Below are 13,296 nucleotides of genomic sequence, written 5' to 3'. Positions count from 1 at the left end.
TGGTCTCCTTGGTTGTGGGGTGTCTGGGTGACCGGTGCTCAGCGCACCCGGTCGGTGATGCTCTTCGGTCCGCGGCCCATGCCCAGGAGCCCGGCCCGGGCCAGCTCCTTGATGCCGTAGGGCTCGAGGACGCGCAGGATCGCCTGGATCTTGCCGGGGTCACCGGTCACCTCGACGACGAGCGAGTCGGTGGCGACGTCGACGACCTGCGCCCGGAAGAGCGTCACGGCGTCGAGCACCGCGGACCGGGTCTGGTTGTCGACCCGCACCTTGACGAGCATGTGTTCGCGCTGCACCGACTGGGGGAAGTCGAGCTCCACGATCTTGATGACGTTGACGAGCTTGTTGAGCTGCTTCGTCACCTGCTCGAGGGGGAGGTCCTCGACGTCGACGACCACGGTGATGCGGCTCAGGCCGTCCACCTCGGTGTTGCCCACGGCGAGCGACTCGATGTTGAAGCCGCGACGGGCGAAGAGCCCCGCGACGCGGGTCAGCAGACCCGGCTTGTCCTCGACCAGGAGGGACAGGACGTGGCTCATGCGGGCTCCCCCGTCATGTCGGCGTCCTCGTCGTCCCACGTCGGGGCGAGGTCGCGGGCGTACTGGATGGACGAGTTGCCGATCCCCTGCGGGACCATCGGCCAGACCATCGAGTCGCGGCTGACCACGAAGTCGATGACCACCGGGCGGTCGTTTGTGTCGAGCGCGAGCTGGATGGCCGCGTCGACCTCCTCCGGCTTCTCGACCCGGATGCCGAGCGCCCCGTAGGCGTCGGCGAGCTTCACGAAGTCCGGGACCCGGCGGGTGCCGTGGCCGGTCTGCAGGTCGGTGAACGAGTGCCGGCCGTCGTAGAACAGCGTCTGCCACTGCCGCACCATGCCGAGCGACGAGTTGTTGATGACCGCGACCTTGATCGGGATGTCGTTGATGACGCAGGTCGCGAGTTCCTGGTTGGTCATCTGGAAGCAGCCGTCGCCGTCGATCGCCCAGACGACACGGTCGGGCTGTGCCACCTTGGCGCCCATCGCGGCCGGGACCGAGTACCCCATCGTGCCCGCGCCACCGGAGTTCAGCCAGGCGTTCGGGCGCTCGTACTGGATGAACTGCGCGGACCACATCTGGTGCTGGCCGACGCCCGAGGCGAAGACGCCCTCGGGTCCGGTCATCTCGCCGATGCGCTTGATGATCGCCTGCGGGGCGAGCAGTCCGTCGGTCGGTTCGGTGTAGCCGAGCGGGAAGTCCTCGAGCAGCTGGTTGAGGTGCGCCCACCAGTCGGCCGTGGAGGCACGCTGGTCGACCGGCACGTCGGCCCACGCCGCCACCAGGTCGACGAGGACCTCCTTGGCGTCGCCGACGATCGGCACGTCGGCGTACCGGATCTTCGAGATCTCGGCCGGGTCGATGTCGACGTGCACGACCTTGGCGTGCGGCGCGAAGTCGTCGACCTTCCCCGTCACGCGGTCGTCGAAGCGGGCACCGAGCGCGATGATGAGGTCGCTCTCCTGGAGCCCGAGCACCGCCGGCACCGTGCCGTGCATGCCCGGCATGCCGAGGTGCTGCGCGTGCGAGTCCGGGAACGCACCGCGCGCCATGAGCGTCGTGACGACCGGGGCGCCGGTGGCCTCGGCGAAGGCGAGGAGCTCGGCGGAGGCACCGGACCGGATCACACCGCCGCCGACGTACAGCACCGGGCGGGCGGACTCGGCCAGCAGCTGCGCCGCCGCGGTGATCTGCTTGCCGTGCGCCTTCGTGACCGGACGGTAGCCGGGCAGGTCGAGCTTCGGCGGCCAGACGTACGGCGCCGACTTCTGCTGCGCGTCCTTGGTGATGTCGACGAGCACGGGACCGGGTCGGCCGGTCGTGGCGATGAGGTGCGCCGCGGCGAGCGTCGCCGGGACGTCCTCGGGCTTGGTGACCAGGAAGGAGTGCTTCGTGATCGGCATCGTGATCCCGACGATGTCGGCCTCCTGGAAGGCGTCCGTCCCCATCAGGGTCGAGAACACCTGCCCGGTGATCGCGATGAACGGCACCGAGTCCATGTAGGCGTCGGCGATCGCGGTGACGAGGTTCGTCGCGCCCGGGCCGGAGGTGGCGATGGCCACGCCGACCTTGCCGGACGAGGACGCGTAGCCCTCGGCGGCGTGCCCGGCGCCCTGCTCGTGCCGGACCAGGATGTGCCGGATCGACGTGGACGCCATGAGCTCGTCGTAGAACGGGATGATGGCGCCGCCGGGCAGCCCGAACACGTCGGTGATCCCGAGGTGCTCGAGCGTCCGCAGGACGGCCCCCGAGCCGGTCAGGACCTCGGGTGAGCGTCGTGCTCCGGCAGCGGACAGCGGTGTGGCTTCCGTGGGCATGAGGGGTTCCTTGCCTGGAGGGATGGCGATGGTGCGGGTGTCGACGTCAGCCCGTGACCGCGCCCTGGGCGGCGGACTGGACGAGCTTGGCGTACTTCGCGAGGACTCCGCGGGTGTAGCGCGGGGGCAGCGGTTCCCAGCCTGCTCGGCGGGACTCCAGCTCGGCGTCGTCGACCAGTAGGTCGAGCGAGCGAGCCGCGATGTCGACACGGATGCGGTCGCCATCGCGCACGAATGCCACTGGACCTGCGTCCACGGCTTCCGGTGCGATGTGGCCGATGCACAGGCCGGTTGTGCCGCCTGAGAATCGCCCGTCCGTCAAGAGTAGTACATCCTTGCCGAGGCCAGCGCCCTTGATGGCGGCCGTGATCGCGAGCATCTCGCGCATGCCGGGGCCGCCCTTGGGGCCCTCGTAGCGGATCACGACGACGTCGCCCTTCTGGATGCGACCCTCGGTCAGGGCGTCCATGGCGGCGCGTTCGCGGTCGAACACCCGTGCCGGGCCCTCGAACACCGAGGCGTCGAAGCCGGCGGTCTTCACGACGGCGCCCTCGGGGGCGAACGAGCCCTGCAGGATCGTCAGGCCGCCGGTGGCGTGGATCGGGTTGTCGATGGTGCGGAAGACCTCGCCGTCGACCTCCGGCGGGTCGATCTCGGCCAGGTTCTCGGCGAGGGTCTTGCCCGTGACGGTCATGACGTCGCCGTGCAGCAGGCCGGCCTCGAGCAGCGCCTTCATGATGACCGGGATGCCGCCGTTGCGGTCGACGTCGACCATGACGTACTTGCCGAACGGCTTCATGTCGGCCAGGTGCGGGACCTTCGAGCCGATGCGGTTGAAGTCGTCGAGGGTGAGCTCGACCTCGGCCTCGTGCGCGATGGCGAGCAGGTGCAGGACTGCGTTCGTCGAGCCGCCGAGCGCCATGAGCACGGTGATCGCGTTCTCGAAGGCCTCGCGCGTGAGGATCTGGCGCGCGGTGAGGCCGAGTCGGAGCATGTTCACGACGGCCTCGCCGGAGCGGTGCGCGTAGTAGTCGCGGCGGCGGTCGGCGCTCGGCGGGGCGGCGGAACCCGGCAGCGACATGCCGAGGGCCTCGGCCAGGCTCGCCATGGTGTTGGCCGTGTACATGCCACCGCATGCGCCCTCGCCCGGGACGATCGCGCACTCGATCTTCTTCAGCTCGGCCTCGGTCATGGTGCCGGCCTTGCACGCCCCGACGCCCTCGAAGGAGTCGATGATCGTGACTTCCTTCATCGTGCCGTCGGCCTGCTTGACGTACCCGGGCATCACGGACCCGGCGTAGAGGAAGACGCTGGCGAGGTCGAGCCGCGCCGCCGCCATGAGCATGCCGGGGAGGGACTTGTCGCAGCCGGCGAGCAGCACGGTGCCGTCCAGGCGCTCGGCGTTGACGACGGTCTCGACGCTGTCGGCGATGACCTCGCGCGAGACGAGCGAGAAGTGCATGCCCTCGTGGCCCATCGAGATGCCGTCGGACACCGAGATGGTGCCGAACTGCAGCGGGTACCCGCCGCCGCCGTGCACGCCTTCCTTGGCGCCCTGGGCCAGGCGGTCGAGGGACAGGTTGCAGGGGGTGATCTCGTTCCAGGACGAGGCGATGCCGATCTGCGGCTTCTCCCAGTCCTCGTCGCCCATCCCGACGGCCCGCAGCATGCCACGCGAAGTGGTTGCTTCGATCCCGTCGGTGACGACCCGGCTCCGCGGCTTCACGTCGATGTCAGGCATGTCCAGAGTCTAGGACCAGTTGGGATACCAATGGCGCAACACCATGCGTCCGCATGGTGTTGCGCCGGTCGGTCGGGAGGCGCGGGTCGGCCCGGTCAGCGGGTCGCGCGTGCCCTGGCGAGCTGCTTCAGCACGTCGGTGAGGGCCGCCGGGTCGGCGACGCGGTGGCCGGCGAGCGTCTCGCCCTCCCCCACCTTGACGCCGACGTCGCCGTCCCGGAGGACCCGGAAGCCGTCCTCGTCGGTGACGTCGTCCCCGGCGAAGAACACCGCGTCGGCGCCGCGGAGCGCACGCAGACGGTCGATCGCGTCGCCCTTCGTCACGTGCCGGACGGCGAACTCGACGATGTCCTTGCCGCCGCGCTCGAGGACGTCGGGGTCCGCGTCGTGGGCGGCTCGGCTCGCCTCGGCGTTCGTCGCCGCCGCCTCGTCCGCGCCCACGCGGCGGGTGTGCACGCCGTGCCCAGCGGGCTTGTGCTCGACGACGACCCCGGGGTGCCGGGCGCCGACCTCGTCGAGCGCGGCGCCGATGCGGGCCACGCGCGCGGTCTCGTCCTCGGTCAGGGCGTCCTCGTCGTGGCCGTCGACCCGCCACTCGACACCGTGCGACCCGATGAGCGCCATGCCGTCGGGCGCGTGCGACACCGCCGCGAGACTGCCGAGCGGCCGTCCGGAGACGAGCACGACCTCGGTGTCGCGGGCCCGCTGCAGGGTGAGGACCGCCGCCCAGCTGCCGGGCAGGGCGCCGACCTGCGACGGGTCGTCGGCGAACGGGGCGAGCGTCCCGTCGAAGTCGAGCGCCACGAGCAGTCGCGGCGCAGCCGCGAGCGTCTCGAGGGCCGTGGCGAGACCGCCGTCCGTCGTCTGCTCAGGCATCACGGTCCTCCCGGGTGTCCTCGGCGGCGCGCGCCTTCTGCGCGTCCTGGTCGAAGATCGACGTGCCGTCGGTCTGTGCCTCGCGGTGCGGTTCGCCCTGGTCGACGGCGTCCGGGTCGATCTGCGCGCTGCGCGGGGCGTGCCGGTCGAGGGCCTCGAGGAACGAGCGCGACCACCGGGCGACGTCGTTGTCCCGGACCCGCTTGCGGAGCGCTCGCATCCGGGTCGACCGCTCACGGCGGGGCATCTCGATCGCGCGCTGGATCGAGTCCTTGAGCGCTCCGATGTCGTGCGGGTTGACGATCACGGCCTGCTTCAGCTCGTCGGCGGCCCCGGCGAACTCGGACAGGATGAGGACGCCGTCGTTGTCGAAACGGCTGGCGACGTACTCCTTGGCGACGAGGTTCATGCCGTCCCGGAGGGCCGTCACGAGCATGATGTCGGCGGCCAGGTAGAGCGCGACCATCTCCTCGCGCGGGTAGCCGTGGTGCAGGTACGAGATGGGCTGGTGGCCGATCACGCCGAGGTCGCCGTTGATCCGGCCGACCGTCAGCTCGATCTCGTCGCGGAGCATCCGGTACGTGTCCACGCGCTCGCGGCTCGGGCTCGCGACCTGGATGAGCGCCGCGTCCTCGACGGCGAGGCGGCCGTCCTCGACGAGTTCGCCGAACGCCTTGATGCGGTGGCGGATGCCCTTGGTGTAGTCGAGCCGGTCGACGCCGAGCAGGACGGTCGTCGGGTTGCCGAGGCCGTCGCGGATCTCCTTGGCGCGCTGCTGCACCTCGGGCCGGCGGGCGATCTCCTCGAAGCTCTCGGCGTCGATCGAGATCGGGAAGTGCCGGGCCTCGACGTGCCGGACGGTGATGCCCTTCCGGCTGCGCGGCGCCTGCGGGTCGTCGACGGGGACGTCCACCGTCGAGCCCTTCGTCGTGTAGCCCTTGATGTGCCGGACCGCGCGGAGGAAGTCGCTCGCGTCGTCCTGGCGCTGGAAGCCGATGACGTCCGCGCCGAGCAGCCCGTCGAGGATCTGCGCACGCCACGGCAGCTGGGCGTAGATGCCCACGGGTGGGAACGGGATGTGGTTGAAGAAGCCGATCGTCAGGTCCGGACGGAGTGCACGCAGCAGGGCCGGGACGAGTTGGAGCTGGTAATCCTGCACCCAGACGATGCCGTCCTGCTCGACGATCTCGGCGATCTGCTCGGCGAAGCGCTGGTTGACGCGCTTGTAGGCGTTCCACCAGTCGCGGTGGTAGCTCGGGTGCTCGATGACGTCGTGGTAGAGCGGCCAGAGGGTGTCGTTGCTGAACCCCTCGTAGTACTCCTGCACGTCGTCGGCGCTGAGCGGGACCGGGACGATGTGGATGCCCTCGTTGTCGAACGGCTCGACCGTGACGTCGGGCTGTCCGACCCAGCCGACCCAGGCACCGTCGTTCGCCCGCATCACCGGCTCGAGCGCCGTGACGAGTCCGCCCGGGGAGTGCCGCCAGCCCTCGGTGCCGTCCTCGTCGACGACGCGGTCGACGGGCAGGCGGTTGGAGGCGACGACGAATGCGTAGCGGTTGCTGTCGGTGCGGTCTGCGGGCATGGGTGGCGGGTGCTCCGTTCCTGCCCGGCGGCCTGCCGGGGCGTCGGCACCGAAACTACCAGCGACCGGATGGCCGGGCTGAGGGGACGTGCACGTCGGTGCCGCGTGCACCGGCCGAGCAGCACGGGCCCCAGCGCGCACCTCAGTAGGCTCGCCGCATGGTGAGCACGCGCTGCTGGCAGGACGGGACCGCGGCCGAGCGCGACTTCCCGGTGGAACAGGTGTCGGACCTGGTCGCCCGGGACGGCTCGTTCGTGTGGATCGACTACACCGACCCCGAGCCCGCCGACCTCGAGCAGGTCGAGGAGGAGCTCGGCATCCACGCCCTCGCGGTCGAGGACGCCGTCGAGCGCGGGCAGCGACCGAAGCTCGACCGGTACCGGGACAGCCTGTTCCTGGTCGTCTACGACGCGCACGGCCCGGGGAAGGACGGCGAACTCGTCACGCACGAGGTCAAGGCCTTCGTCACGCACCACGCGCTGGTCACGATCCACGGCGCCGACTTCGACACGGCCGCGGTGCAGCGGCGCTGGGACGCCAACAGCGACCTCGCCGACCACGGGGTGCCGTGGTTGCTCTGGGGGCTGCTCGACGCCGTCGTCGACCACGCCACCAGCGTCCTCGAGACGATCGAGCGCGACATCGACGCACTCGAGGACGACCTGTTCGAGAACGGCGACCCGCGCGAGCAGCAGATCCAGCGGCGCTCCTTCCGGCTCCGCAAGGCCCTCGGCGTGCTGCGCCGGCTCGTCGTCCCCACGCGGGACAGCGTCGGGTCGCTGCTGCACGGAGACGCCGCGACCATCGTGGACGGGGTCCGCCCCTACTTCCGCGACGTCGAGGACCACCTCGTCTCGATCGCCGACACCGTCGAGCAGCAGCGGGACGCGGTGTCGAGCGTCCTCGAGACGAATCTGAACCTGGCGTCGAACCGGCAGAACACGGTGATGAAGAAGGTGACGAGCTGGGCGGCGATCATCGCGATCCCGACCGGCATCACGAGCTTCTTCGGGCAGAACGTGAAGTTCCCGGGCGAGGGCGCCTGGAGCGGCCTGTACGCCTCACTCGCCCTGACCGTGGCGACCTCGCTGGTCCTCTACCGGTCGTTCAAGCACCGCGACTGGCTCTGACCGCACGCACCACCACCGCCGGCGCGGCCGGCGCGGCGCGCATGGTCCGTGCTGCCAGTGAGCAGCGCTGCCCGCGGGTCAGATCCCGAGCGCGAGCACGCCCGCCACGACGGTGAGCGGTGCGACGACGCACCCGAGGGCGATGTACCGCCCCCACGACAGGTGGATGCCCTCGGCCGTCAGTCGGGCGTGCCAGAGCAGCGTCGCGAGCGAGGCCCACGGGGTGATGAGGCACCCGGCGTTCACCCCGACGAGCAACGCGGCGTACCGGAGTGCCTCGTGCCCCGCGGCCGGCTCGAGCACCAGGTAGGCGGGCAGGTTGTCGATCGCGTTCGCCGCCACCGCCCCCGCGCCGCCCAGGAGCAGCAGCGAGCCGGTCCCGGTGCCGCCGCTGACGGCCTGCACGAGCGGGTCGGTCAGGCCCGTGGCGTGCAGGGTCTCGACGACGACGAAGAGCCCGGCGGCGAAGACGAGCGTGGACCACGGCACGCGCGACGGCTTCAGCTCCGACGGGGCCCGCCACGCCGCGACGCCGACGAGCAGCAGGGCCGCGACCACGGCGGCCACCCAGACCTCGACACCGGCGGTCAGGGCGACGACGAGGGCGACGAGCACGACCGACGCCGCCCAGAAGAACACCGGGTCAGCCGCCATCCGGAGCCCGGCGGGCGTGTAGCGGCCGAAGAGCGAGCGCCGGAACACGACGAGCAGCACGGCACACGGCACGACCACCCCGGCGAGGGCCGCCCAGACCATGAGGCCGGCGAACGGCAGCGGCCCGTCGAGCCCGATGCCGTCGACCGCGAGCAGGTTCGTCAGGTTCGACACCGGCAGCAGCAGCGAGGCGGTGTTCGCCAGCCAGACCGTGGTCAGCGCGAACGGCATCGGCGGCAGACCGACCCGACGCGCGAGCGTGATGACGATCGGCGTGAGCAGGACCGCGGTGGTGTCGATGGACAGGAACACCGTGCAGACGACCGCGAGCACGACGACGGCGGCCCACAGCCCGATGGTGCGACCGCCCCCGACGCGCGCGGCGACGTCGGCCAGCCGGTCGAAGACCCCGGCGTCCGCCGCGAGCTCGGACACGACGGTCAGCCCCAGGACGAAGCCGAGCACCGGCAGGACGCGCTCCGCGAGGGCGCCGAGCTCCGGCAGCGGCAGCAGGCCGAGGGCGACGCACACCGCCCCGACGGCGAGCAGGACGGCTCCGATGACGGCTTGGCGCACGATGCGACTCCTTCGGTGGGATGGCCGGAGGTCCCCTGTGCGCCCGGCGGCGCTCCAATGTAGCGCCCGGTAACGTGGCCGGCACGACGACAGGAGGAACCCGTGCGGAAGTTCATGTTCAGCGGTGCGGTGTGGGGCTCGCTCATCAGCGGCTACAGCGTGCTGCAGACCACCAGGCGTGGACCGCGTGACTGGCGGCTCGCCCTGACCTGGGTGGCCTGGCTCTCGACCACGATCGTGGCGGTCGGGACGGTCGTCGAGGACGACCGTGCGGTGAAGGGCAAGCAGCGCTAGTCGCGAGTCCCCCACACGACGGACGGGAGGCCCGGTACCAGCTGGTACCGGGCCTCCCGTCCGTCGTGGGGTGTGGCGACCGCCGGTCGCCTAGCGTCGGCCGCCCTCGGGCGGCACGTCCTCGGCGCGGATGCCCGAGGTCTGGATCGGCCCGGTGAAGAGCGCCGAGCGCTCGTCGCCCTCGCCGAAGAGCTGCGAGTCCCCCTCGCTCCGGGGGCCGCGACGCGCGGGCTGCTGCCGCGCCGGCTCGGTGAGCTGCACGCGCTGCAGCGGCAGGGCGTCGGGGTGGTGGCGCTGCATCCACTCCACCATCTCCTCGCGCACGTAGCAGCGGAGGTCGAACAGACCGCCCGCGTCCGGGGCGGTCACGAGGATGCGCACCCGCACCAGTCCCCCGACGGCGTCGGTGACCTGCAGCACCTTGGTGCGGCCGTCCCAGATCGTGCTCGTCGCGAGGATCCGGTCGAGTTCCTGGCGCATGTCGGAGGGGCTGACCCGCCAGTCGAGGTCGAACTCGACCGCGCCGAGCAGTTCGCTGCTGGTGCGGGTCCAGTTCTCGAACGGGGTGCTCGTGAAGTAGGTCGACGGGAGCACGAAGCGGCGGTCGTCCCAGAGGTGCACGACGACGTAGGTGAGGGTGATCTCCTCGATGCGGCCCCACTGCGACTCGACCACGACGACGTCGTCCACGCGGATCGACCCGGAGAACGCCAGCTGCATGCCCGCGAAGACGTTGCCGAGCGTGGACTGCGCCGCCAGACCCGCGATCACCGAGATGAGCCCGGCACTGGCCAGCACGCTCGCGCCGGCGGCCTCGACCCCGGGGAAGGTGAGCAGGATCGCGCCGACCGCGATGATCACGAGGACCGCGACCGTGAGCCGGCGGATGATGAGGACCTGCGTGCGGATCCGGCGGGCGACCCGGTTGTCGGGCACGTCGACGCGGTACTTGTGCAAGCCGAGGCTCTCGAGGAAGATCGCGAGCTCGCAGGCCAGCCAGCAGCCGACACCGATCACGGCGACGAGGAAGACGTGGGAGACCTCGTCCCGCCACGGGAAGCGCTCGGCGTCCCGCGGGATGCTCGACGCGAACGCCGTCCAGAGCAGGGCGATGAGCAGCGTCGTCCGGGTCGGGTGCTTGACGCGCCGGGACAGCGCGGCCGCCCAGCGTTCGCGTCGACCGAGGGCCCGGAACACCAGGTGCAGGACGAGGGAGGCGACCGCCGTGACGAGCAGGGCGAACCCGATCGCGACGAGGAGTCGGAGGAGGATGTCCATCCCTCCATGGTGGCGGTCGCCCGGGCCCGGTCGCCCAGGCGGCGACCAGGCACGCCCGGGTCCGGTCGGGCAGTGGGCACGTCCAGCGGTAGCGTGTCGGCCATGACAGCGAAGAACGACACGGGCGTTGACCGCGCTCCCGCGAACGACTTCTCGCACGAGCAGGAGGGCTACCAGCACGGGCTGAAGCCCCGCCAGCTGCAGATGATCGCCATCGGTGGCGCCATCGGCACGGGGCTCTTCCTCGGCGCCGGTGAGCGGTTGCACGACGCCGGACCGGCACTCGCGATCACCTACCTGATCGCCGGCGTCTTCGCCTTCTTCATCCTCCGGGCGCTCGGCGAACTCGTGCTGCACCGTCCGTCCTCGGGCTCGTTCATCTCGTACGCGCGGGAGTTCTACGGCGAGAAGTTCGCCTACGCCGCCGGCTGGATGTACTTCCTCAACTGGGCGATGACGTCGATCGTCGACACCACGGCCGTGGCGGTCTACCTGAAGTACTGGTCGGCGTTCACCGCGGCGCCGCAGTGGCTCCTGGCCCTCGTCGCCCTGCTCGTCGTCCTGGCGGCCAACATGGTCGCCGTCAAGGTGTTCGGTGAGCTCGAGTTCTGGTTCGCCCTCATCAAGGTCGCCGCCCTCGTGGCGTTCCTGGTCGTCGCCATCGTCTGGCTCGTCTTCGCCTTCCCGGTGGAGACCGGCGGCGAAGCGGTCCGCACCGGCTTCGCGATCTGGGGCGACAACGGCGGCATCCTGCCGAACGGCGTCCTGCCCGCCGTCCTGGTCATCCAGGGCGTCGTGTTCGCCTACGCCGCGATCGAGCTCGTCGGCACCGCGTCCGGCGAGACCCAGGACACCGAGAAGGTCATCCCCCGCGCCATCAACTCCGTCGTCTTCCGCATCGCGGTCTTCTACGTCGGCTCGATCGTGCTGCTCTCGATCCTGCTGCCGTACACGGCGTACAAGAAGGGCGAGAGCCCCTTCGTGACGTTCTTCTCGTCGCTCGGGAACCCGCAGGTCGGCATCATCGTCGGCTCGATCATGAACTTCGTCGTGCTCACCGCGGCGCTGTCGTCGCTCAACGCCGGGCTGTACTCGACCGGTCGCGCGCTGCACTCGATGGGCATGAACGGCTCCGCCCCGAAGTGGACCACGAAGATGTCGAAGGGCGGCGTCCCCTACGCCGGCATCCTGCTCACCGCGGCCTTCACGGTCGCCGGCGTCGCGCTCAACTACTTCGTCCCCGGGCAGGCGTTCGAGATCGCGCTGAACATCGCGAGCCTCGGCATCATCACGGCGTGGGGCACGATCATCCTCTGCCAGATGAAGCTGCGGCAGTGGGCGAAGCAGGGCCTGGCGAAGGAACCGACGTTCCGTCTGCCGGGCGCACCGGTCACGAGCTGGCTGACGCTGGCGTTCCTCGTCTCGGTGATCGTCCTCATGGCGATCGACTACCCGATCGGGACGTACACGATCGCCTCGCTCGTCATCGTCATCCCGCTGCTCGTCGTCGGCTGGTTCCTGCAGCGCGACCGCATCCTCCGCATCGCCGCGCTCCGGCAGGGCGTGACGGGGCCGTTCCCCGTGAACGGTCGTGACCCGGCCGCGCAGGTCCGCCGCCGTGACGGGGACCACGACGGGACCCACCAGGACTGAGCCGCACGGCCCGGGAACGGGCCCGCACTGCTGGGACGAGTCCGGCACCCACCGCTACGATCGGACGGGTGCCGGACTCTCCAGTTCTCCCGACGCTCGACCTGCAGCACACGTGGCGCGACGCCGTGTGCCGGGTGCGGGTGTTCCGCGACCGCGTCACCGCCGAGACCAGCTACGAGCGCGAGACGCTGCTGCCCGTGCCGATGGAGGCCGTGCAGGGCTGGCGCATCGAGGAGTGCGACTTCGACGCGGTCTGCATCGAGTTCGTGACGCCCGACGACGTGTGGCGGGTGCTGCTCGCGCCGGCGGACGAGACCCTCGCGGACCTCGCGCTGCGCCCGGTGCTCGGGGCGCCGCTGCCGCCTGCCGCCGCGTCCTGACGGTCGGGACCGGGGCCGGGGCCGGGGCCGGGCCGTCCTGCGGCGGTTCCTGCGCCGGGACGCTTCCGACGGGCGGGACCTGGGGGCGACGCTGGCGACCGCTGGACCCTGCGCAGGGACGCTGACGACCCGTGGGTCCGATGCGGCGACGGTGCGCACGTGGCGCCGGTGCCCGCGCGGCGACGCTGGCGATCGGCTGGTCCGATGCGGCGACGCTGGCGACGGCGCCTGCGCGGCGACGGTGCCACCGTGGCGACGCTGCCCACGTGGCGACGCTGCCGGCCGAGGTCGGGCGCGGCGACGCTGCCGGCCGAGGTCGGGCTCGGCGACGAGGCCGAGCGAGGCGCGCCTCCGGAGGGGACGTCAGACGAGCAGCAGGATCCCGGCGAGGACCGACGCGGCCGCGATCGCCAGCGCGATGAGCAGCAGCACGAAGTGCACCCGCCAGAAGGTGGTCGGACGGCCGGCGGCGTCGCGGGCCCGGGTGTCCTTCGCGACGCGCTGGAAGAAGCGCGGCCAGGCGATCACGTTGAACACGGCACCGATGAACAGGACCACTGCGGCGAAGACGAGCACCCGACGATCCTACGACGGACGGTCGCGAGACCACCGAGCCGGGAGGCCGTCCCGGTGAGCCGTTCCGTTCGGCCGTCCGGGCGAGGACGGGCCTCGGCCGCCCCCCACGACCGGCCGAGACCCACGGCCACACCCGGGTGTAGCACCTGCTACAGAGCCTACACGACCGTCCGTCCGGCACGAGGGGCCGCGGGTGGA

12 protein-coding genes are annotated in these 13,296 nt (G+C 71.2%); 4 read left to right on the top strand and 8 right to left on the bottom strand.

Annotated features, from left to right (window positions below):
- Nucleotides 1-38: 38 nt before the first annotated feature.
- From ilvN to otsA, 5 genes are all read right to left on the bottom strand, one after another.
- The gene (gene ilvN, locus KM842_RS03395; RefSeq protein WP_110904691.1) at nt 39-539 is read right to left on the bottom strand and encodes an acetolactate synthase small subunit; all 501 of its coding nucleotides are present in this window, start codon (nt 537-539) and stop codon (nt 39-41) included.
- Entirely contained in the window at nt 536-2,356 is a 1,821-nt protein-coding gene (locus tag KM842_RS03390; RefSeq protein ID WP_216260949.1) for an acetolactate synthase large subunit, read from the bottom strand. The genes ilvN and KM842_RS03390 overlap by 4 nt, the downstream gene beginning before the upstream one ends.
- 46 nt (nt 2,357-2,402) lie before the next feature.
- On the bottom strand, nt 2,403-4,097 hold the full coding sequence (gene ilvD / locus KM842_RS03385) for a dihydroxy-acid dehydratase (RefSeq protein ID WP_216260947.1): 1,695 nt from the start codon (nt 4,095-4,097) through the stop codon (nt 2,403-2,405).
- 95 nt (nt 4,098-4,192) lie between these two features.
- On the bottom strand, nt 4,193-4,972 hold the full coding sequence (gene otsB / locus KM842_RS03380; protein WP_216260944.1) for a trehalose-phosphatase: 780 nt from the start codon (nt 4,970-4,972) through the stop codon (nt 4,193-4,195).
- Nucleotides 4,965-6,557 carry an alpha,alpha-trehalose-phosphate synthase (UDP-forming) gene (gene otsA / locus KM842_RS03375; RefSeq protein ID WP_216260942.1) on the bottom strand — a complete coding sequence of 531 codons (1,593 nt, stop codon included), beginning with the start codon at nt 6,555-6,557 and terminating at the stop codon, nt 4,965-4,967. Before otsA ends, otsB begins: the two co-directional genes overlap by 8 nt.
- 158 nt (nt 6,558-6,715) lie before the next feature.
- On the opposite strand from otsA, the gene KM842_RS03370 reads away from it, so the two are divergent.
- Entirely contained in the window at nt 6,716-7,687 is a 972-nt protein-coding gene (locus KM842_RS03370; RefSeq protein ID WP_216260940.1) for a magnesium transporter CorA family protein, read from the top strand.
- A 78-nt stretch (nt 7,688-7,765) separates the two neighbouring features.
- Here KM842_RS03370 and KM842_RS03365 read toward each other — a convergent pair whose 3' ends face one another.
- Nucleotides 7,766-8,917 (bottom strand): SLC13 family permease, encoded by a 1,152-nt coding sequence (locus KM842_RS03365; protein ID WP_216260937.1) that lies wholly within the window; start codon nt 8,915-8,917, stop codon nt 7,766-7,768.
- 102 nt (nt 8,918-9,019) lie between these two features.
- Here KM842_RS03365 and KM842_RS03360 point away from each other — a divergent pair, with 102 nt between their 5' ends.
- Complete coding sequence (locus tag KM842_RS03360; RefSeq protein WP_216260935.1) at nt 9,020-9,211, top strand: hypothetical protein; 192 nt, start codon at nt 9,020-9,022, stop codon at nt 9,209-9,211.
- A 90-nt stretch (nt 9,212-9,301) separates the two neighbouring features.
- On the opposite strand, the gene KM842_RS03355 is transcribed toward KM842_RS03360, so the two are convergent.
- Entirely contained in the window at nt 9,302-10,489 is a 1,188-nt protein-coding gene (locus KM842_RS03355) for a mechanosensitive ion channel family protein (RefSeq protein WP_216260932.1), read from the bottom strand.
- Nucleotides 10,490-10,591: 102 nt separating this feature from the next.
- On the opposite strand from KM842_RS03355, the gene KM842_RS03350 reads away from it, so the two are divergent.
- Both KM842_RS03350 and KM842_RS03345 read left to right on the top strand, forming a co-directional pair.
- Nucleotides 10,592-12,142, top strand: coding sequence for an amino acid permease (locus KM842_RS03350; RefSeq protein ID WP_216260931.1), 1,551 nt, complete (start codon nt 10,592-10,594; stop codon nt 12,140-12,142).
- A gap of 68 nt (nt 12,143-12,210) precedes the next feature.
- Nucleotides 12,211-12,522: a hypothetical protein gene (locus KM842_RS03345; RefSeq protein WP_216260929.1), complete on the top strand. Its 312-nt coding sequence runs from the start codon at nt 12,211-12,213 to the stop codon at nt 12,520-12,522.
- A 363-nt stretch (nt 12,523-12,885) separates the two neighbouring features.
- Here the strand turns inward: KM842_RS03345 and KM842_RS03340 are convergent, their stop codons facing one another.
- Nucleotides 12,886-13,098, bottom strand: coding sequence for an SCO4848 family membrane protein (locus KM842_RS03340; RefSeq protein WP_216260927.1), 213 nt, complete (start codon nt 13,096-13,098; stop codon nt 12,886-12,888).
- Nucleotides 13,099-13,296 lie beyond the last annotated feature (198 nt).

Source organism: Curtobacterium sp. L6-1 (genome assembly GCF_018885305.1).
GTDB lineage: Bacteria > Actinomycetota > Actinomycetes > Actinomycetales > Microbacteriaceae > Curtobacterium > Curtobacterium aetherium.
This window is presented reverse-complemented; position numbering and strand designations above follow the sequence as displayed.